A 19,643-nucleotide genomic window follows, 5' to 3' on the forward strand; every position below is an offset into this window, starting at 1 on the left:
TCAGAGCTCCTCGTCCTCATCGAGGATGCCCGCTTCCCTCAGCTCCTTCAGGCGTTTCCGCTCGACGCGGGCGACCAGGAAGATGGAGACCTCGTAGAGCGAATAGACCACCGTGAAGAGGATCACCTGGGTGATGACGTCCGGCGGGGTGACGAGCGCAGCGAGGACCAGGATGCCGACGACGGCATACTTGCGGACGTTTCGCAGGCCCTCGGCGGAGACAAGACCCGCCTTGCCCATGAGGGTCAGCAGAACCGGAAGCTGGAAGCACAGGCCGAAGGCGAGGATGAACTTCAGCGACAGATCGAGGCTCTCTCGGACCGAGCCGAGGAAGACCGTGCGCAACTCCTCGTTCTGCGGAGCCTCGGCGATGACGTCTACGCCCTCCCCCGCGAGAAGGGCCGCGATCGTCGGGATCGCATCCGAGAAGCCGATGAAGAAGGACATCGCCAGCGGCGTGACGACGTAATGCGCGAAGGATGCGCCGGCGAGGAAGAGCAGCGGCGAGGCTATGATGAACGGCAGGAAGGCGTTCTTCTCGGACCGGTAGAGGCCCGGCGCCACGAAGCGCCAGAGCTGATGGGCGATCACCGGGAAGGCGAGGCCGAGACCGAAGATCACCGAGATCCGCACGAGGACGAAGAACTTCTCCTGCGGTGCGGTGAAGATGAGCTGGGGATCCTCGCCGCGGGCGCGCAGCACGTCAGCGATCGGCTGCATCAGGAATTCGAGCAGCGGCTCGGCCACGGTGAAGCACACGATCATCGCCACGAGGAACGCAGCAACCGCGCGGATGATGCGCGTCCGAAGCTCGGCGAGGTGCTCGATCAGCGGAGCCGCGCTGTCCTCGATCTCGTCGTCGAACTGGCTCATCCGCGTGTTCCGTCCGCTTTCTCGGGCGTATCGGGGGCATCTGCAGGAGTGGGCTCGATGGCGGACGGGGCGGCGAAGGAGGACCCTTCGGGCAGCGCGCGTTCCTCGTCGGCCTCGGGAAGATCAGCCGCCGCCTCGGCGTCGATCCGGTCCTGCGCCTCGGTCGCGGCCGCCTCCCGCATCTGCGCCGCCTTGGCCGCACGCTCCCCACCATCTCCGCCGGCGGCCGATCGCGCGGCCGCCTTGCTTCCGGCGCCGGTCGTGCCGGCGTCATCCTCGCCGAACGGGTCGAACTTGGTCGCCTTCTTCAGCGCGTCCACGCCCATCTTTTTGGGGTTCGTCATGCTGCGCAGGTCGCGGTGCACGTCCTTCATGCCCGACTGGTCAGCGGCATCCTCCATGGCGGAGGTGAATTCGCGCGCCATGCGCTTCATCTTGCCCGTGAACTGACCCAGCGTGCGAAAGAGCACGGGCAGGTCCTTGGGACCCACCACGATCAGCGCGACGACGCCGATCACCAGAAGTTCGCTCCAGCCGATATCCAGCATGTCTCAGACGCCCCCCGGGACGCAGGCGAGGATCAGACCTTGTCCCGCTCGCGCAGGGTTTCGGGGGCCGGGGTCGCATCGTGTGTCGTGGCGGCCGGGGATTCGATCCGAGCCTGTTCGGCGGTGCGGGTCTCCTCGTCATTCTCCGTGGAGCCTTCGCTCACACCCTTCTTGAAGGCCGTGATGCCCTTTCCGACCTCGCCCATGAGAGCGGAGACCTTGCCGCGCCCGAAGAGCACGAGCACGACCACGGCGATCAGGATCAGGCCGGGAATACCGATATTGTTGAACATGAGCACACTCCCATCCGTGCGGGGGCGACGCCCGGTGATCCGGTGCGCCAATTGGTCGAAGTCCAGCATTACTTAAAGATTTCGCGGCCCGCTTGAAAGCGGCAAACCGCCCGCCCCCCGGATTTTGATGAGCCGGGGCGCGGAAGGCGGAGCAAGTTCGCTCAGGCAGCGCCCGCCCGGCGCAGTTCGGGAGCGACCTTCGTGCCCAGCGTCTCGATGGCGCGCATCATGTCGGCATGCGGGATCATGCCGATCGCCATCTGCATCGTGATCCGGTCGAAGCCGAGATCCTCGCGCAGACCGAGGATCTTGTCGGTGATCTGCGCCGGCGAGCCGACGAACATGGCGCCTTCCGGGCCCATCAGCGCGTCGAACTGCGCCCGGCTCTGCGGGCCCCATCCCCGCTCCCGGCCGATCTGGTCCATGACCTCCTTCTGGGCCGGGAAGAAGATGTCCGCCGCTTTCTGCGCATCGTCGTGCACGAACCCGTGCACGTTGAGCGACACGCGCGCCTGCGCCTCGTTGCCTTCCTCCTTCGCCGCGCGGCGATAGAGATCCGCCAGCGGCTTGAAGCGGCGGGGTGCACCGCCGATGATCGCGAGCGCCAGCGGCAGGCCGAGGGCGCCTGCGCGAACCATGCTGGCCGGCGTCCCACCGGCCGCGATCCAGATCGGGAGCGAGCCGTTGACCGGGCGGGGATAGATACCGAGGCCCTCTACGGCCTGCGTGAAATCGGTGCCCGGCCAGCTCAGCTTTTCCTGCTCGTTGATCGCCAGCAGCATGGCGAGCTTTTCCTGGAACAGGGAATCGTAATCGTTCAGATCGTAGCCGAAGAGCGGGAAGCTCTCGATGAAGCTGCCCCGCCCCACCATGAGCTCGGCCCGGCCGCCCGACAGACCGTCGAGCGTGGCGTATTGCTGGAAGACCCGGACCGGATCGTCGGAGGACAGCACGGAGACCGCTGAGGAAAGTCGGATGTTCTTCGTCGTCCGGGCGGCCGCGGCGAGGGCCACGGCGGGGGCGGAGATGGCATAGTTCGGGCGATGATGTTCGCCGAGACCGAAAAAATCTAGCCCGACCTGATCGGCGAGTTCGATTTCCTCCATGAGGTTCGACAGACGCTCCGGCGCCTCGATCCGGCGCCCCGTGGCAGGCTCGATGCCGACATCGCCGAATGTGTAAAGTCCAAGTTCCATGGCCTTGTTCTCCCGTCCGAATGTTTCCCGCGAGGTGGCAACGCCAGGACGCCAAGTCCACCATCCGGGCCGCACACCACATGTGCAGGGGATCCGTCGTGCTCGCGCTCCCGTGACTGGCATCGCGCTCTGTCGCCCTAACTGCACTTCAAACCAACAGGAGGATACGACCCGATGACTCTTTCCCGCAGAACCGCCCTCTTCGCCGGCGCCGCCCTGCCGCTCGCCGCCACCTTTCATGCTGCTCCCGCCCGTGCGCAGGAGGCCGACGGGGCGTCCCGCAGCGGCCTTCCCTCCCATGCGACTCTCACCGTCGGGGCGATCACGGTGACGCCGCTCCTGACGTCCACCAACGTCGGCGACGATCCGCATTCGATCTTCGGGCTGAACGTGGACGACGAGACTTTCGCCGCCGCGAGCGAGGAACGCTTCATCCCCTCTGACCGGTCGATCAGCTTCTACCTGCCCACCGTGGTCGAAACGGACGGCAACATGATCCTCTTCGACACCGGCAACAGTGCGGATGAGATCACGGCCGCGCTCGAGGCCGCCGGCATGGCCCCGTCCGATATCACCCACGTCGTCATCACCCACATGCACCCCGACCACATCCGCGGCCTGATGACCGAGGGCGGCGAGCCCGTCTTCCCGGATGCGGAGTACATTTCGGGCCAAGTCGAGGCCGATTGGTGGGCCGAGAACCCGAATGATGCCTACGAGGCGAACATCGCCCCCCTCATCGACCGGTTCACCTTGATCGAGGATGGCGCCGAAATCGCCCCCGGCATCACCGCCATGGCCGCATTCGGCCATACGCCCGGCCACATGACCTACATGATCGAGAGCGAGGGCACCCGCCTTCTCCTCATGGCCGACGTGGCGAACCACTACGTCTGGTCAGTCGGACATCCCGACTGGGAGGTGCGCTACGATCAGGACAAGGAGATGGCGGCCGAGACGCGCCGCCGTGTGCTCGGCATGGCCGCCGAGGAACGCTTCCCCGTCCTCGGCTACCACATGCCCTTCCCCGGAGTGGGCTTCATCGAGGTCGACGGAGACGGCTTCCGCTTCGTGCCCCACACCTACCAGCTCTCGTTCTGAAGCAGGGCAGCGCCGGTCTCACGGGGCCGGCGCTCCTTCGGGCTGCACGACCCACCGGGTTCTTCAGGTGGACGGAAGTCCGGCCCCGGAGCCCGCGCCCCGGCTTGCAGGAAACACGAAGCAGCGGTCCCGCCGGAGCGTCAGCCACAGCGGCGTCCCGGCAGCCGGCAGGAAGACGTTCGGCACCGTCGCTTTCACGACCTGTCCGTCCGCCTCCATCCGGAACTCCACGAGGCTCTCGCGCCCGGTGAACCGGGCCCGCAGCACCCGCGCGCGCGCCGCCACGCCCTGTTGCGGCGTTGCAGCGGGGCCCCTGCCATCCCGGTCGAAATCGATCCCGAGATGCTGCGGGCGGATGACGATCTCCACCTCCGCACCGTCCGCATGGCCGGGGGTCAGGAAGGCCCCGAACGGCGTTTCCGTCAGGGCGCCGCGGCTGACGCCCCGCACCACGTTGATATCGGAGAAGAACGCCGCAGCGGCCCGGTCCACCGGCGCAGTGTAGATGTTGTAGGGTGCGCCGCTCTGCACGATTCGCCCATCCCGCATCAGGGCGATCTCGTCGGCCATGCGCATCGCCTCGTCGGGCTCGTGCGTCACGAGGAGGACTGCCGTTCCCTCCTCCTTCAGAAGCGACAGCGTCTCGTCCCGGATCCCGTCCCTCAGGCGATTGTCGAGGCCGGAGAAGGGCTCGTCCATCAGCATCACCCGCGGACGCGGCGCCAGCGCACGGGCCAGAGCCACCCGCTGCTGCTCCCCGCCCGAAAGCTCGTGCGGCCAGCTGTCGTGAAACCGGGAGAGGCCCACCCGCTCCAGGAGTTCGCCGATCCGGGCCTTGTTCGCCGCCGCGCCGCCCTTGAGGCCGAAGGCGACGTTGTCCGCCACCTTCAGGTGCGGAAAGAGAGCGAAGTCCTGGAACATCAGCCCGACCGACCGTCGTTCCGGCGGAACGAAGGTGGCGCCGGACGCCGCGACCTCGCCGCCGAGACGAACCTCGCCCGCATCCTGCCGGTCCACCCCCGCCGCGATCCGGAGCGTCGTCGACTTGCCGCAGCCGGAGGGTCCGAGCAGACACAGGACCTCGCCCGCCGAGACACTCAAGGACACGCCCCGGACCACCTCGCGCCCATCGAATGTGCGCCGGATTCCGCTGAGTTCGAGGCGTGGAGAGGACCCCGCCCGCCGGGTCTGGTTTTCGGTCGGTGCCACGGTCATGCGCTCAAATCTGATGATTTCTCTCGGTTTTGCAGCGTCTTGCTAGCAGCCGCCCCCGGTGCGGGCAAGGCGCCACGGCACATTGGCAATGCCCTCTGAACCCCCTAGCTAAGCCTCAATGAGCCGTGATTTCACCTCCCAGCCCCCCGACGACGAAAAGGACCTGTCCGCGTCAGCGGAGGGCAAGCGCGGGATGCGTGTCATCCGCGACGCAGCGCCCTATCTCTGGCCTCGGGGCAACACGCCCTTGAAGGTGCGAACGGTCGCCGCGCTCGCCGTGCTCGTCCTCGCAAAGCTGGTCGCCGTCGGAACGCCGCTGATCTACAAGTCCGCAGTGGACGCGCTTGCCGGCGACACGCCGCAGGATGCCGGGATGCTTCTCGCGCTCGGCGCCGTCGGCCTCACCGTCGCCTACGGCACGGCGCGCCTTCTCGGCACCGCCTTCACGCAGCTGAGGGACATGCTCTTCGCGCGCGTCGCGCAGAACGGCCTTCGCCGGCTGGGCCTGCGCACGTTCCGGCATATACACCGGATGTCGCTGCGGTATCACATGGAGAGGCGCACCGGGGCGCTGTCGCGGATCATGGACCGCGGGGTGAAGGGGGTGGCGTTCCTCCTGCGCTTCCTCGTCTTCTCGATCGGGCCGCTCATCTTCGAGCTGGCGCTGATCTGCATCATCCTCACCACGCTCTTCGACGCGCGCTTCCTTCTCGTGATGGGTGTCGTCCTCGCCGCCTATGTCGCCTTCACCTTCATCATCACCGAATGGCGCGTGAAGATCAGGCGGGAGATGAACCGGCAGGACAACGCCGCGAGCCAGAGCGCGATAGACAGCCTGCTGAACTTCGAGACCGTCAAGTATTTCGGCGCGGAGAACCGCGAGGCCGTGCGCTACGACACCGCGATGGCCGCCTATGAAGGCGCCGCGCTGAAAACGAGCTATTCTCTCGGCGCGATCAATGCCGGACAGGCGCTGATCGTGAATGCCGGCCTCGTGACCGGGATGGCAATGGCCGCACGGGGCGTTTCCACGGGCGAGATGACGGTGGGCGATTTCGTCATGGTCAACTCGTACATGCTCCAGGTCATCATGCCGCTGAACTTCCTCGGCAGCGTCTACCGGGAGATCCGACAGGCCCTCGTGGACATGGGACAGATGTTCGACCTGCTCGACCATGAGTCCGAGGTGACGGACAGCCCCGGCGCGCGCGCCCTGGAGGTCTCCGGCGGCCGGGTCCGGTTCGAAGGGGTCCGCTTTGCCTACGATCCGGACCGCCCGATCCTTCAGGGGATCGACCTGGAGATCCCGCCCGGCGGCACCTTGGCCGTGGTCGGCCCGAGCGGCGCCGGCAAGAGCACCCTCGCGCGCCTCCTGTTCCGTTTCTACGATCCCGGCGCAGGCCGCATCACGATCGATGGCCAGGATCTGAGGGACGTCACCCAGACGAGCCTCCGCGAAGCCCTCGGCGTCGTTCCGCAGGACACGGTCCTCTTCAACGACACGATCGGTTACAACATCGCCTACGGCCGCGAGGGCGCCGGCATGGATGAAGTCGAGCAGGCGGCGCGCGAGGCCGGACTGCACGATTTCATCGCCTCCCTGCCGTTGGGCTATGACACCCGCGTCGGCGAGCGCGGTCTGAAGCTTTCGGGCGGGGAGAAGCAGCGCGTCGGAATCGCGCGAACGCTGCTGAAGGATCCCCCGATCCTGATCCTCGACGAGGCGACCAGCGCGCTCGACACCCATACCGAGCTTCAGATCCGCCGCTCACTGGCGCGGGCCGGCGAAGGGCGCAGCGTGATGATCGTCGCTCACCGCCTGTCCACCATTGCCCATGCCGATCGCATCGCGGTGCTGAACCACGGCCGGGTGATCGAAGCCGGCAGTCACGAGATGCTGCTCGCCAAGGGCGGGCATTACGCCGCGATGTGGGCGGCGCAGGATGCCGGCGCATCGGACGATCCGGAGACGAAGGAAGCGCGCGCCTGACAGCGCGCGCTCCTTATCCTCTGAGCCGCCGCCCGGGCGGCAGTCCTGCTCAGTTCAGGTAGGTTCCCGGATCCACCGCCTCGACGCCCTTGCGGACCTCGAAGTGCAGGAAGGACGGGCTTGCCGCGCGGACCTTGGCGATGGTCTGGCCACGGCTCACGGTGTCGCCCTTCTGGACCTCCAGCTGGTCGACATTGGCATAGACCGTGAGCAGCCCGCCCGAATGACGGATTACGATGATCGGAACCTGGTCGGTATCCTGCGTGATCGCGGCGACGGTCCCGCTGTCGGCCGCCTTCACCGCCGCTCCGGCGGGGGCGGAAATGTCGATCCCGTCGTTCTTTCCCTTCGCGAAATCGCGGATGACGCTGCCGGCGACGGGACGGGCCATCTGCGCGGCGCTCTCTTCGCTCGCGAACTGGTCCATCTTGGGAGAGGCCGGCGTGGCTTCGGGCTCAGGTTTCGCGGCGGCCGGCTTCTCTTCCTGCGGCAGGGGCTTCGCGGCCGAGGGAGGTGTCGGCGTCGGGGACCCCTCTCCCGGACGGGACACGGCAGCAGGCTGAGGCGCAGCGCCGACGGCAACTGGAATCATCAGGAACTGGCCTTCGCGCACGGTCAGATTGCCGCTGAGCCCGTTCCAGGAGGCAAGATCGGAGACCGACACGTTGTAGCGCCGCGCGATGGAATACGCCGTCTCGCCGCGCTGGACGCGGTGACGGACCGGCTCCTGCCCGGTCTGCATCTGCGCAGGCGCAGAGACCTGCGTCGGCGTCGCGCCGGGAGCGGAAATCGTTGCCCCGGCCGGCGCATTGCTCTCGGCGCGGTCGATGGCGTTGCCGGCCAGCGTCGTGACCTGCACCGGAGCGGCCGCGGAGATCGCACCCGTCTGCCCGCCTGCGCCAACGGAAGAAGCCGCCACGCGCCGCGGCAGGGCGAGAACCGCGCCGGGGTTCATCACCGCGTCCTGCGGCACGCCGTTGTAATCGGCCAGTTCCTGGGCCGGCAGCCCGACCCGCTGTGCCACGGCGCCGACGGTATCGCCGCGCCGCGCAACGGCCATCTGGTAGGACGGGTAGGAAATGATGCCCCGGGCATCCGGGTCCGGTCGTGGCGCAACCGTCGCGGCCCGCGTCGTTTCGGCGCCGCCGTAACCGCCCGCACCACCGCCGCCGAACATCTCGAGCGGGCTCTGTTCCCCGCAGGCGCCGAGCGCCACCACGAGGGCGCCGAGCGCCACGCTTCTCAGAGGGTGCCTCATAACCCCGTCACTCCTCGATCCGCCGGGACGCCTTCGATCTGCGCCCTCTTGTTTTCCATCAACCGCCGCGTGGCGGCTCGCCCCGACCGGGCGTCGTCCCGCCCGGCATTGCCTGGCGCCCGCCCGGAGACGGACGAGGCACTCGCCGTCACTCGCGCCCCAGCCCCTCGAGGAGAGGCACGAAGCGCACTGGCAGCATTTCGTCGTACTCGTAGCCGTCCTCGGTCCGGCGAACGCGGATCAGCGTCTGCACGGCGTCGGACTGCCCCACCGGCAGCACCATGATACCCCCGATCCGCAATTGGGCCAAGAGCGGACCCGGCGGGTCTTCCGCCGCGGCGGTGACCAGAATGCGGTCGAAGGGCGCGTGGTCCGGCAGACCGTGAGAGCCGTCTCCGGTGAAGGTGGTGACATTTGTCAGCCCCATCGTCACGAAGATCTGCTCGGCGGAAGCGACAAGCCGCCGAAAGCGGTCCACCGTGTAGACCCGCCGCGCCAGCCGCGCGAGGACGGCAGCCTGGTATCCGGAGCCGGTGCCGATCTCCAGCACCTTGTCACGCGGGCCGACCTCGAGCGCCTGGGTCATCAGACCCACGATCGAGGGCTGGCTGATGGTCTGCCCGCAGGCGATGGGCAGAGGCGTGTCGTCATAGGCGCGGTCCGCGAAGGTGCCGCGGATGAACAGGCCGCGGTCGGTCGCTTCCATCGCCGACAGGACGCGCGCATCCCGCACCCCGCGCTGACGCAGCGCGAAGAGGAAGCGCATCTTCTGTTCGGCCACCTCGTCCGGACTGGTCACGTCCGCCTCTCCCTCGTTACTTGAGTGCCGCCGACAGCGGCTCGACGGCATCGTGCGCCGTGAGGTCGGCCCGCATGGGCGTGACCGTGATGTAGTTCTCGCGGTTCAGCGTGGCATCGGTCCCCGGACCGCTGTCCACGTCCTGACGCGCGCCGCGCACCCACAGGAAGCGCCGCCCGCCGGGGGAGACGCTTGCATCCATGCCGAACCCGTCGCCCGGACGCCGCCCCTGAATGGCCGCGCGGGTACCGGCGACCTCGGACGCCGCACAGGGCGGAAAATTGACGTTGTAGAAGGTGGTATAGCCCCCCTCCTCGCCAAGGCGCCACTGGTCCGCGGCGAGGAGCTTCCGCACGACGCCGGCGCCATGGACCGCCGACGCCTCGAACGGATCGTCCAGATCCTTCGTGCCGGCGCCGAGATACTGCGACAGGGCGATGGCCGGGATGCCGTGCAGCGCTCCCTCCATCGCGCCGCCGAGCGTGCCCGAATAGACGGCGTTCTCGGCGGAATTGTTGCCCCGGTTCACGCCCGACAGGACGAGATCCGGTTTCTCGCCGCCGAGGACGTCGAAGATCCCGGCGAGCACGCAGTCGGCCGGGGAGCCTTCCGCAGCGAAGCGCCGCGGGGCCAATTCGGCGATCATGGTGGGATGGGTGTAGCTGATGCAGTGGGCGACGCCCGACTGCTCGAAGGCCGGCGCGACGCACCAGACCTCGCCGCCCTCACCCGCGATCTCCGCGGCGATCCGTTCCAGTACGGCGAGACCCGGCGCGTTGATGCCGTCGTCGTTGGTGACCAAAATGCGCATGAGGGCTCCTTGCGATCCGGGGCCCTGCTTAGACAAGCACCGCCCGAGCGACAAGCCGGGGCGGGTGGTGCATCCTGTCTCAGGACCGGCCGAGGATCTCCGGCAGGAGCCGCCGCGCCTCGTCCGCGGGGGATGCGAGGGCTCCGCGATCCTCGCCCGGGAAGAAGCGCGCGCGCAGGGCCGTCGCCATCGGACGGGCGGCCAGCATCGCGACGGCGGGCCCGGTCCGTTCCGTCTCCGCGGCCCAGGAGGCGACGAGGGCGGATTGCGCGGCCTTCGTCGCGCCGTAGGCCCCGAAGAACGGCTGCCCGGCGCGGGGATCGTCGAAGAAGACCGCCCGCCCGCCGCGCGCGGTGAGAAGCGGCGAGACGTAGGCCACGAGGCGGCGGGTCGCCTCCGTGTTGACCTTCCAGCTCAGCTCCCAGTCCTTCGCGGCGATCATCTGCGCCGGGCCGAGGGGGGCGGCATGGATCGCGGTATGCGCCCAGAGGTCCAGCCCGCCCCAGCGATCATGGATCGACCGGCACATATGCTGCATCGCGCCGTCATCGGTCACGTCGAGGGGCGCCAGCGTGGCGGTGCCCCCGGCGGACTGGATGCGGTCGTCGAGATCCTCGAGCCCGCCCACGGTCCGCGCCACGGCCATGACGTGATGGGTGGAGGCGAGCGCCTCGGCGACGGCAAATCCGAGCCCCCGGCTGGCACCGGTGACGAGGGCGAGGGGTTTGCGGGTGGTTGGATCATCGCTCATGGCGGCTCAAGTGCCGTGAAGCGGCGGCAGGGTCAACAGCGCCCCGATGGCCGGGGCGACGATGACGCGCCAAAGGGTCGGGGGCGCCGGGCCCCTGCCCTATTCGGCGGCCGTCTTGATCTGGAACCCGCGCTCCAGCATGTCGGCGGGTTCGACGGGGTATTCGCCGGAGAAGCAGGCATCGCAATATTGCGGCGCGGCGGGATCGCGCCCCTTCTCCTCACCCACGGCGCGATAGAGGCCGTTCAGGGAGATGAAGCGCAACGAATCGACACCCAGATGCGCGCACATCTCGTCCTCGGTCATGTGGCTGGCGAGAAGCTTGTCCCGCTCCGGCGTGTCGACGCCGTAGAAGCAGGGCCAGGAGGTTGGCGGCGAGGCGATGCGGAAATGAACTTCCTTCGCGCCGGCATCGAGGATCATTTCCTTGATCTTGCGGCTGGTGGTGCCGCGGACCACGGAATCGTCCACGAGGATCACACGCTTGCCGGCGATCAGGGCGCGGTTCACGTTGAGCTTGAGGCGCACGCCCATGTTCCGGATCTGCTCGGTCGGCTCGATGAACGTCCGGCCCATGTACTGGTTGCGGACGATCCCCATCGCGTAGGGAATGCCGCTCTCCTGACTGAACCCGATCGCCGCCGGGGTGCCGCTGTCGGGGACGGGGCAGACGAGGTCCGCGTCCACCGGCGCTTCGCGGGCCAGCTCCACGCCGATCTGCCGGCGTGTCTCGTAGACCGAACGCCCCCCGAGGATCGAATCGGGACGGGAGAAGTAGACGTGCTCGAAGATGCAGAACCGCGGCTTCTTCGGCTCGAAGGGGCGGTAGCTCTGCACGCCCCCGGCGGTCACCACGACCATCTCCCCGGGCTCGACCTCGCGCACGAACTCGGCGCCGATGATGTCGAGCGCGCAGGTTTCGGAGGAGAGCGCCCATCCGTCCCCGACCTTGCCGAGAACGAGGGGACGCACGCCGAGAGGATCGCGCACACCGATCAGCTTGGTGCGCGTCATGGCAACGACGGAAAAGGCGCCCTCGACCCGGCGGAGCGCGTCCTTCATCCGTTCGGGGATGTCGCGCTGCAGGCTGCGGGCCATCAGGTGAACGATGCACTCGCTGTCCGAGGAGGACTGGAAGATCGAGCCGCGCTCGATGAGCTCGCGGCGGAGCGCGGCGGCATTGGTGATGTTGCCGTTATGGGCGATGGCGGCGCCGCCCATGGAGAACTCACCGAAGAACGGCTGCACGTCGCGGATCTGCGTCGCGCCCTTGGAGCCCGTGGTGGAGTAGCGCACATGCCCGATGGCGATGGTGCCGGGCAGTGTCTCCATCAGGCTGGCGGAGGTGAAGTTGTCCCGCACGTAGCCGAATCGCCTGGCGGAGGTGAAGCCCTCGGCCTGGTCATAGGCGACGATGCCGCCGGCCTCCTGCCCCCTGTGCTGGAGAGCGTGAAGGCCGAGGGCGGTGAAGTTCGCCGCCTCGCCGACGCCGACGACGCCGAACACGCCGCATTCCTCGCGCAGCTTGTCGTCGTCGAACGGGTGGGACGGTGGAAACTTCCCGGCTCCGGTATCGGAAGCCTGGGTCGCGGGGATATCGGTCATGGGAGTCGAATCCGGCAGCGGGAGGGCACGGCCCTGATAGGGCCTGAGCCGGGGTATGTCATCCCCCCGTTACGGGGCCCGCTACACATCATGGCGAGGGGGCCCCGGTCCGGATCAGCCTTCGATGCTTTCACCGGGCCCCGTCAGGACATTACCGCCCCCGGCCTCGTTCGGCGGAACGCCGCAGGACGTGTCCATCAGCGTCTCGAAGCGACCCGTCAGCCACGCGAGTGCGTCTTCCTGGTCGGTGATTTCACCGGTCACGCGGGCGCCGGCCGATTCGAACAATGCCGCGGAGCGGCTGTTCTCGACCATCTCCACGCCTTCGCCGCCCACGACGAAGTCGTAGATCACGAGCGCGATGATGACGAGCAGGACACCCCTCGCCACGCCGAAGAGGAACCCGAGGCCCTGGTCGACCACGTTCAGCGCCGAGCGCTGCACGAGGGAGGAGAAGAGCGGCGTAAACAGGGCGAAGACGACGAGCGCGACGGCGAAGACCGCGGCGAAGGCCGCCAGCGTCGAGGCCGCGCAATTGTCGAGGATCTCGCCTACATACGGGATCTCCCCGACGAGAGGCTCCGCCGCAGGGGCGAAGACGTAGGCGAGGATCGCCGCGCCGACCCACCCCGCGATGGCGAGTGCCTCGCGGACGAAGCCGCGCGAATATGCCAGGATCGCGGAGAAGACGATGACAACCGCCACCCCCGCATCGACCAGAGTAAAGCCTTCCATGGCCCTCGCTTTCATGCCTTCGACTGTACGGCCGTCGCCTTGCCGAACGAATGCTACCCAGCGCCGAACATGCTTCCGGCGAAGGCGGCAAGATCGGGGACCGACCGCAGCGCTACGCCGGTTCCTTCGGCCGCTTTCGACCGCTCCGGCAACGCCGCCTGGGAAAAACCAAGTTTCTGCGCCTCTTTCAACCTGTTTTCGGTCTGGGAGACCGGTCGCAGGGCGCCGCTGAGACTTATCTCGCCGAAGACGACCATATCGGCGGGCAGAGCGGCGTCTTCCCGCGCGGACAGAAGCGCCGCCGCGACGGCGAGGTCCGCGGCAGGCTCCGAGATGCGAAGGCCGCCGGCGACGTTGAGATAGACGTCGAGCCCGGTGAACGGCAGGCCCACCCGCGCCTCCATGACCGCGAGGATCATCGCGAGCCGGGCCCCGTCCCAGCCGACGACGGCGCGGCGGGCCTGGGAATGCGGGCTGGGCGCGACGAGGGCCTGAATTTCAACGAGCACCGGCCGCGTTCCCTCGATTCCGGCGAAGACGGAGGAGCCGGGCGCGCGTTCCTCCCGGCCCGACAGGAAGAGCGCGGACGGGTTCTGCACCTCGGCCAGACCGCCGCCGGTCATCTCGAAGACGCCGATCTCGTCAGCCGGCCCGAACCGGTTCTTCACCGAGCGGAGGATGCGGAACTGATGGCCCCGCTCGCCCTCGAAGTAGAGGACGGTATCGACCATATGCTCGACGACGCGGGGGCCGGCGATCTGTCCCTCCTTGGTGACGTGGCCGACGAGCACGACGGCGGAGCCCCGCCGCTTGGCGAACCCGGCGAGCTCATGCGCGGCGCTCCTGACCTGGCTGACGGAGCCGGGCGCCGACCCGACGGCATCCGACCACATGGTCTGAATGGAATCGATGATGACGAGATCGGGCCGCTCCGCATCGAGCATGGTGAGGATGCCGGTCAGGTCCGTCTCCGCCGCGAGCTGAACGTTCGCCTGCCCTAGGCCGAGGCGCCCCGCGCGCATCCGCACCTGCGCCGAGGCCTCCTCCCCCGAGACGTAGACGCATTTGAGGCCGGACCCCGCGAAGGCCGCAGCGGCCTGAAGGAGGAGGGTCGACTTGCCGATGCCCGGATCGCCACCGACCAGTATCGCGGAGCCGGGCACGAGGCCGCCGCCGAGCACCCGGTCCAGCTCCCCGATGCCGCTGAGTGTCCGCGGCGGCGGCGCTTCGGTGGAGGACAGGTCGGTCAGGATTGCGGCGCGGTGGGAGCGCGGCAGGCGCACGCCGCCCGGCCCCGGCGCGGCGGGCGCTTCCTCGTGGATGGAGTTCCACGCTCCGCAGGCATCGCAGCGCCCGGACCACTTGGCATGAACCGCGCCGCATTCGGCACAGACGTAGACGGGACCGGCCTTGGCCATGTCAGCGCGTTCCTTCCCAGAACAATGAAAGTGCCAGCGAGGCGAGCACGCAGGCGGTGAAGAGCCAGAGCCCCCACGCCGTCTCCGGATGCCAAGGCTCGAGCCGGCGTCCTGCCCGGCCCGTGCGGCGCAGAAAGGCAGGGCCGGAGATCACCCGGTGTACAGCCAGCCGGAGGCCGAAAGAAGACCCACGCGAGGGAACGGCTTCCAAGCCTGCGCCCTGCCCCGCCCGCGCGCCTCTGGCGTCGCCGTCACCCTCAGATCGTGGCGTTCGTGGCACCGCCGTCGAGCAGGATATTCTGCCCCACGATGAAGCCCGCATGGGCCGAGCAGAGGAAAGCACAGGCCGAGCCGAACTCGGCGGGCGTGCCGTAGCGCTTCGCCGGAATGCTCGCTTCCCGCCGGGCGCGGGCCTCCGCCATGCTGATGCCTTCCGACTTCGACACCCCGGTGTCGAGGCCGGTGGCGCGGTCGGTATCGTGGATGCCGGGCAGCAGGTTGTTGATCGTCACGCCCTTCTCCGCCACCTGTCGCGCGGTCCCGGCGACGAAGCCCGTGAGGCCGGCGCGGGCGGAGTTCGACAGGCCGAGAACCGGGATCGGGGCCTTCACCGATTGCGAGGTGATGTTGACGACGCGCCCCCAGCCCCGCTCCATCATTCCCGGCAAGCAGGCCTGCATCAGCGCGATGGGCGTGAGCATGTTGGCGTCGAGCGCGGCAATGAAATCCTCCCGCGACCAGTCCGACCACAATCCCGGCGGCGGCCCGCCGGCATTGGTGACGAGGATGTCCACATCGCCCGCCGCGGCCAGCACCTTCGCGCGGCCCGCTTCCTCGGTGATATCCGCGGCAATGGCCGTGACGGTGACACCATGCTCGGAGCGGATCGCCTCGGCCGTCGCCTCCAGTGCCTCTGCCCCGCGGGCATTCAGGACGAGGTTCACCCCCGCCGCGGCGAGCGCCTCGGCGCAGCCGCGTCCCAGTCCCTTCGAGGATGCCGTGACCAGCGCAGTCCTGCCCTTGATGCCCAGATCCATGTCGCCTGCCTCTTTCCGCGCCCTTCGTGTTCAGCGAACGTACTAACATCTCGCTGGCTCGCCGAAAAGTCGTACCCTTGCCTCAATGGAGCCATGCGCCGGTCCAGACTCGTGTGGCATGAAACTACGGCAGGGGTCCGTGCGTCGATCATGGGACCGGACCCAACCTGAGAAGCGAGCGTCACCTGAGATGGACGAGGACGACACCACAGCGAGCTACGGTTGCCACGTCTACGAGGCGGAGGCGTTCCGGGTCGTTGCCGGCGCCAATCTCGGCGATCATCTGCTTGGCCCCGAGGAGATCGAGCCGGGGGATGTCTATCGCCTCTGCCCCGGCGCCAGCTTGCGTCAGCTCTCGGTCGCCGGTGCGGGCGGGCGCGGCGTGATGGGACGGCGCGAGGGCGTTCACCGCGTGGCGGAGGGCTCCGGGATCGGGCGCGCCGGCCAGCCGCTCCGCGCCGTTGCGAGAGCCACCTTCCTCGGCCCGCAGGGGCACAAGGCGGACGTCCTCCTGATTGAGATCGGGGGGCAGCGCCGTGCTCTCTACGCCGCGCTGCCGATCGACCCGCTGGAGCCCGGATTCGATCACACGCTCGTCTCGGTCGATCCTGACCCCGGCGACGTCCGCCTCGCTGACGTCACCTCCGTCGCCTTCGCGCGCGGCACGGAGATCACGATGGCCGACGGGCGGCAGATGCCGGTGGAGCGCCTGTCCGCCGGAGACCGCATCCTGACGCGGGACCACGGGCCGCAGCCGATCCGCCATATCCTCCACCGCACCGTCCGCGCCGCCGGCCCCCATGCCCCGGTCGTGATCGCGAGGGACACGTTGGGGAACGCGGCGGATCTGATCGTGAGCCAGCATCAGCGCCTCTTCATCTACCAGCGGGGACAGGACCGGGTCACGCCCACGGCGGAGATGCTGGTGCGCGCGGGCTATCTCGCGGATGGCGAGCGCATCTTCGTGCGCCCCGGAAACTTCGTCGATTACTTCACGCTGATCCTCGACCGGCACGAGATCATCTACGCCGAGTGCATCCCCGCCGAGAGCCTAGAGGTCAGCCCGGCCACCCTGGCCACCCTCGCCGAGGATGTGGCCCGCGAGGTGGGCGAGCGCCTGCCCGAGGTGGCACACGATCCGCATTTCGGAACCGAGGCCGACCCCGCCCGCGCCGCCGCCGCGATGGAGCGCATGATCCACCGCCGCCGCGGCTGACGCTCCCCGGGCCACCGGGGTCGCGGACGGGGTCGCGCGCGGATCCGGCGCCTCCCCGCTTCGCGACCCTTCAGAGGATCATCGCACGGATCGCGTAGGCCACCACGGTGATCACGATCACGCCGGCGAGCCACAGCCCGGCGAACCACGCAAGCCGGGACCAGAGCGGACGTGTGCGGCGCGGCTCAGTGATAGCCCTGCTCCGGATCGAGCTTTCCGCGGAACACCCAGTAGGCATAGGCGGTATAGGCGAGGATGATCGGCACGAGCACGATCGCTCCCACGAACATGAAGGCCTGGCTCTTCTGGGGGCTCGCTGCGTCCCAGATCGTGACCTCGCCGGGCACCACGTCCGGCCAGATCGAGAGGCCGAGGCCGAGGAAGCACAGCAGGAACAGCAGTAGCGTCAGAACGAGCGGCAGCCAGTCCCGCCCGTGGGCGAAGAGCGAGCGGCCGAGCAGCACCGTGATCAGCCCCACCGCGATGGGCACCGGCGCCGTCGCGAGCATGTTCGGCCAGCCGAACCAGCGCAGCCAGTAGGACGCTTCGAGAAACGGTGTCGCCAGCGACACCGCTACGATGAAGAAGACCGTGAGCAGCGCCAGTATCCGCGCGATTCGGCGGACGCGGTGCTGCACGTCCCCCTCCAGCTTCATGTTCAGCCAGCAGGCGCCGAGGAGCGCATAGCCCGCCATGACCGAAAAGCCGGTGAGGATCGAGAACGGCGTCAGCCAGTCCCACCACCCGCCGGCATATTGCCGGCCCTCGACCTCGATGCCCTGAAGGATCGCACCGAGCGCAATCCCTTGCGCGAACGCGGCAAGCGCCGAGCCTCCTATGAAGGCGCCATCCCATGCCTTCTCGGACAGGCGGGAGGTCGCGCGCCAACGATACTCGAACGCGACACCCCGGAAGACCAGCGCCAGCAGCATGGCGATCATCGGCGGGTAGAGCGCCGGCATCAGGATCGCGTAGGCGAGCGGAAAGGCCGCGAAGAGGCCGCCGCCGCCGAGGACGAGCCATGTCTCGTTGCCGTCCCAGACCGGCGCGACCGTGTTCATCAACAGGTCCCGGTCCTTCTTCTCGGGGAAGAAGGGGTAGAGAATGCCGATGCCGAGATCGAACCCGTCGAGGACCACGTAGACGTAGATCGCGAAGGCCAGGAGAAGCGCCCAGGCGATCGTGAGGTCGAAGCTGACGAAAAGGCCGTCCATGTCCGCCTCCTATTCCGCGGGCTTCTGTGTGGCGGAGGTGTCCTGCTCCTGCGCCGCCGGGGTGATGCCGGAGGTCCGGATCGGGCCCGGCTCCACCCGCACGCCGCGCTCGTTCGGCTCGGGCGGCCGCGACATCAGTCGCAGGATGTAGAGCGCCCCCGCTCCGAAGACGGTGAAGTAGATCACGATGAAGGCGATGAGGGATGTGCCGACGGCCTGAGCGCCAAGCGGCGACACGCTGTCCGCCGTTCGCAGCAGACCGTAGACCGTGTAGGGCTGGCGGCCGACCTCCGTCGTCATCCAGCCGGCCGTCACCGCGACGAATCCCGAAGGGGCCATCAGCAAGGCGCCGCGGTGGAGCCAGCGCTGCGTGTAGAGCGTGCCGCGCCAGCGCGCCCAGAGGGACCACAGCCCAATGCCCAGCATCGCCATCCCGATGGCGATCATCACGCGGAAGGTCCAGAACACGATCGCGACGGGCGGCTCCTCGTCATCGGGAATGGTGTCCAGACCGGCGAGAGGCGCGTTCCAGTCGTGCTTGAGGATGAGCGAGGACAGGTTCGGGATCTCCACCGCGTAGCGCATCTCGCCCGCCTCCTGATCCGGCAGGCCGAAGAGGATCAGCGGCGCGCCGTCCGGGTGGCTCTCGAAATGCCCCTCCATCGCCATGACCTTGGCGGGCTGATGCTCCAGCGTGTTCAGCCCGTGCGCATCGCCGAGAAAGATCTGCACGGGCGCGACCAATGCGGCCATCCACATCGACATGGAGAACATGATCCGCACGGCGCGGTTCACCCGGTGCCCGCGCAGGAGGTGGAACGCCCCGACCCCGCCGACGACGAAGGCGGTGGTGAGATAGGCGGCCGTCAGCGAATGGGCGAGGCGATAGGGGAAGGAGGGATTGAAGATGACCTCGAACCAGTCCTCCGGCAGGAACTGTCCGGTGTCGCCGATGATGTAGCCTTGGGGCGTATGCATCCAGGAGTTCACCGAGATGATCCAGGAGGCGGAGATCGCGGTGCCGACGGCGACCATCAGGCAGGCGAACATGTGCAGCCCGTCCCCCACCTTCTCGCGCCCGAAGAGCATGATCCCGAGGAACCCCGCCTCGAGGAAGAAGGCCGTCAGCACCTCGTAGGCCATGAGAGGACCGAGGACGGGGCCGGTCAGGTCCGCATAGGCCGACCAGTTGGTCCCGAACTGGTAGGACATGACGATCCCCGAGACCACGCCCATGGCGAAGGAAATCGCGAAGATCTTCAGCCAATACTTGAAGAGCGCGAGGTAAGCCGGGTCCCGCCGCCTGAGCCAGAGCGCGTTGAGAACGGCGAGATACGAGGCAAGGCCGATGGAGAAGGCCGGAAAGATGAAATGGAAGGCGACGGTGAACCCGAACTGAATCCGCGCCAGCAAGACCGCGTCGAAGCCGAGGAAGGTATCCATGCCGCTTTCTCCGTCGAGGCGCATGCAGGGTGCAGGGGCCTGCTCCGCGCGCCGCGTCCTAGCTTCCAAGATAGGGAGAAAAGGTCCTGCGTCTGCCCCCTGACCGCGCGGCACACGGTCGCGCGGCGGGCCCGCCACGA

Annotated in this window: 18 protein-coding genes; 3 read left to right on the top strand and 15 right to left on the bottom strand. The window is 68.2% G+C overall.

What is annotated here, in order from left to right:
- The 4 genes from tatC to DQG15_RS03550 all read right to left on the bottom strand — a co-directional run bounded on the left by tatC (nt 1) and on the right by DQG15_RS03550 (nt 2,910).
- A complete protein-coding gene (gene tatC / locus DQG15_RS03535) occupies nt 1-873 on the bottom strand; it encodes a twin-arginine translocase subunit TatC (protein ID WP_116082773.1) in 873 nt (290 codons plus the stop codon).
- Nucleotides 870-1,421, bottom strand: a complete 552-nt coding sequence (gene tatB / locus DQG15_RS03540) for a Sec-independent protein translocase protein TatB (protein ID WP_116082774.1) — start codon at nt 1,419-1,421, stop codon at nt 870-872. The genes tatC and tatB overlap by 4 nt, the downstream gene beginning before the upstream one ends.
- 32 nt (nt 1,422-1,453) lie before the next feature.
- Complete coding sequence (locus tag DQG15_RS03545) at nt 1,454-1,714, bottom strand: twin-arginine translocase TatA/TatE family subunit (RefSeq protein ID WP_116082776.1); 261 nt, start codon at nt 1,712-1,714, stop codon at nt 1,454-1,456.
- Nucleotides 1,715-1,875: 161 nt separating this feature from the next.
- Nucleotides 1,876-2,910: an Atu2307/SP_0267 family LLM class monooxygenase gene (locus tag DQG15_RS03550; protein ID WP_116082778.1), complete on the bottom strand. Its 1,035-nt coding sequence runs from the start codon at nt 2,908-2,910 to the stop codon at nt 1,876-1,878.
- A 174-nt stretch (nt 2,911-3,084) separates the two neighbouring features.
- On the opposite strand from DQG15_RS03550, the gene DQG15_RS03555 reads away from it, so the two are divergent.
- Nucleotides 3,085-4,011 (top strand): MBL fold metallo-hydrolase, encoded by a 927-nt coding sequence (locus tag DQG15_RS03555; RefSeq protein WP_116082780.1) that lies wholly within the window; start codon nt 3,085-3,087, stop codon nt 4,009-4,011.
- Nucleotides 4,012-4,074: 63 nt separating this feature from the next.
- Here DQG15_RS03555 and DQG15_RS03560 read toward each other — a convergent pair whose 3' ends face one another.
- Nucleotides 4,075-5,226, bottom strand: a complete 1,152-nt coding sequence (locus tag DQG15_RS03560) for an ABC transporter ATP-binding protein (RefSeq protein WP_116082782.1) — start codon at nt 5,224-5,226, stop codon at nt 4,075-4,077.
- Between the two features lie 118 nt (nt 5,227-5,344).
- On the opposite strand from DQG15_RS03560, the gene DQG15_RS03565 reads away from it, so the two are divergent.
- Nucleotides 5,345-7,216 carry an ABC transporter ATP-binding protein/permease gene (locus tag DQG15_RS03565; RefSeq protein ID WP_116082783.1) on the top strand — a complete coding sequence of 624 codons (1,872 nt, stop codon included), beginning with the start codon at nt 5,345-5,347 and terminating at the stop codon, nt 7,214-7,216.
- 49 nt (nt 7,217-7,265) lie between these two features.
- On the opposite strand, the gene DQG15_RS03570 is transcribed toward DQG15_RS03565, so the two are convergent.
- The 8 genes from DQG15_RS03570 to DQG15_RS03610 form a co-directional block, all read right to left on the bottom strand.
- Nucleotides 7,266-8,474: a M23 family metallopeptidase gene (locus DQG15_RS03570; protein ID WP_116082785.1), complete on the bottom strand. Its 1,209-nt coding sequence runs from the start codon at nt 8,472-8,474 to the stop codon at nt 7,266-7,268.
- Between the two features lie 148 nt (nt 8,475-8,622).
- Nucleotides 8,623-9,273 carry a protein-L-isoaspartate(D-aspartate) O-methyltransferase gene (locus DQG15_RS03575; protein WP_116082786.1) on the bottom strand — a complete coding sequence of 217 codons (651 nt, stop codon included), beginning with the start codon at nt 9,271-9,273 and terminating at the stop codon, nt 8,623-8,625.
- A gap of 16 nt (nt 9,274-9,289) precedes the next feature.
- Complete coding sequence (gene surE, locus DQG15_RS03580) at nt 9,290-10,084, bottom strand: 5'/3'-nucleotidase SurE (RefSeq protein WP_116082788.1); 795 nt, start codon at nt 10,082-10,084, stop codon at nt 9,290-9,292.
- A 79-nt stretch (nt 10,085-10,163) separates the two neighbouring features.
- A complete protein-coding gene (locus DQG15_RS03585) occupies nt 10,164-10,835 on the bottom strand; it encodes an SDR family oxidoreductase (RefSeq protein ID WP_116082789.1) in 672 nt (223 codons plus the stop codon).
- A gap of 99 nt (nt 10,836-10,934) precedes the next feature.
- Entirely contained in the window at nt 10,935-12,440 is a 1,506-nt protein-coding gene (gene purF / locus DQG15_RS03590; protein WP_116082791.1) for an amidophosphoribosyltransferase, read from the bottom strand.
- Between the two features lie 114 nt (nt 12,441-12,554).
- A complete protein-coding gene (locus DQG15_RS03595; RefSeq protein WP_116082792.1) occupies nt 12,555-13,175 on the bottom strand; it encodes a CvpA family protein in 621 nt (206 codons plus the stop codon).
- 53 nt (nt 13,176-13,228) lie between these two features.
- A complete protein-coding gene (radA, locus tag DQG15_RS03600) occupies nt 13,229-14,593 on the bottom strand; it encodes a DNA repair protein RadA (protein WP_116082794.1) in 1,365 nt (454 codons plus the stop codon).
- 257 nt (nt 14,594-14,850) lie between these two features.
- Nucleotides 14,851-15,630: an SDR family oxidoreductase gene (locus DQG15_RS03610; RefSeq protein ID WP_116082796.1), complete on the bottom strand. Its 780-nt coding sequence runs from the start codon at nt 15,628-15,630 to the stop codon at nt 14,851-14,853.
- 190 nt (nt 15,631-15,820) lie between these two features.
- On the opposite strand from DQG15_RS03610, the gene DQG15_RS03615 reads away from it, so the two are divergent.
- On the top strand, nt 15,821-16,846 hold the full coding sequence (locus tag DQG15_RS03615; protein WP_116082798.1) for a Hint domain-containing protein: 1,026 nt from the start codon (nt 15,821-15,823) through the stop codon (nt 16,844-16,846).
- 185 nt (nt 16,847-17,031) lie between these two features.
- Here the strand turns inward: DQG15_RS03615 and cydB are convergent, their stop codons facing one another.
- Both cydB and DQG15_RS03630 read right to left on the bottom strand, forming a co-directional pair.
- Nucleotides 17,032-18,060, bottom strand: a complete 1,029-nt coding sequence (gene cydB / locus DQG15_RS03625) for a cytochrome d ubiquinol oxidase subunit II (RefSeq protein ID WP_116082800.1) — start codon at nt 18,058-18,060, stop codon at nt 17,032-17,034.
- A gap of 9 nt (nt 18,061-18,069) precedes the next feature.
- On the bottom strand, nt 18,070-19,503 hold the full coding sequence (locus tag DQG15_RS03630) for a cytochrome ubiquinol oxidase subunit I (RefSeq protein ID WP_198665056.1): 1,434 nt from the start codon (nt 19,501-19,503) through the stop codon (nt 18,070-18,072).
- Nucleotides 19,504-19,643: the final 140 nt, after the last annotated feature.

It is taken from the genome of Tropicimonas sp. IMCC34011 (assembly GCF_003390865.1).
GTDB lineage: Bacteria > Pseudomonadota > Alphaproteobacteria > Rhodobacterales > Rhodobacteraceae > Tropicimonas_B.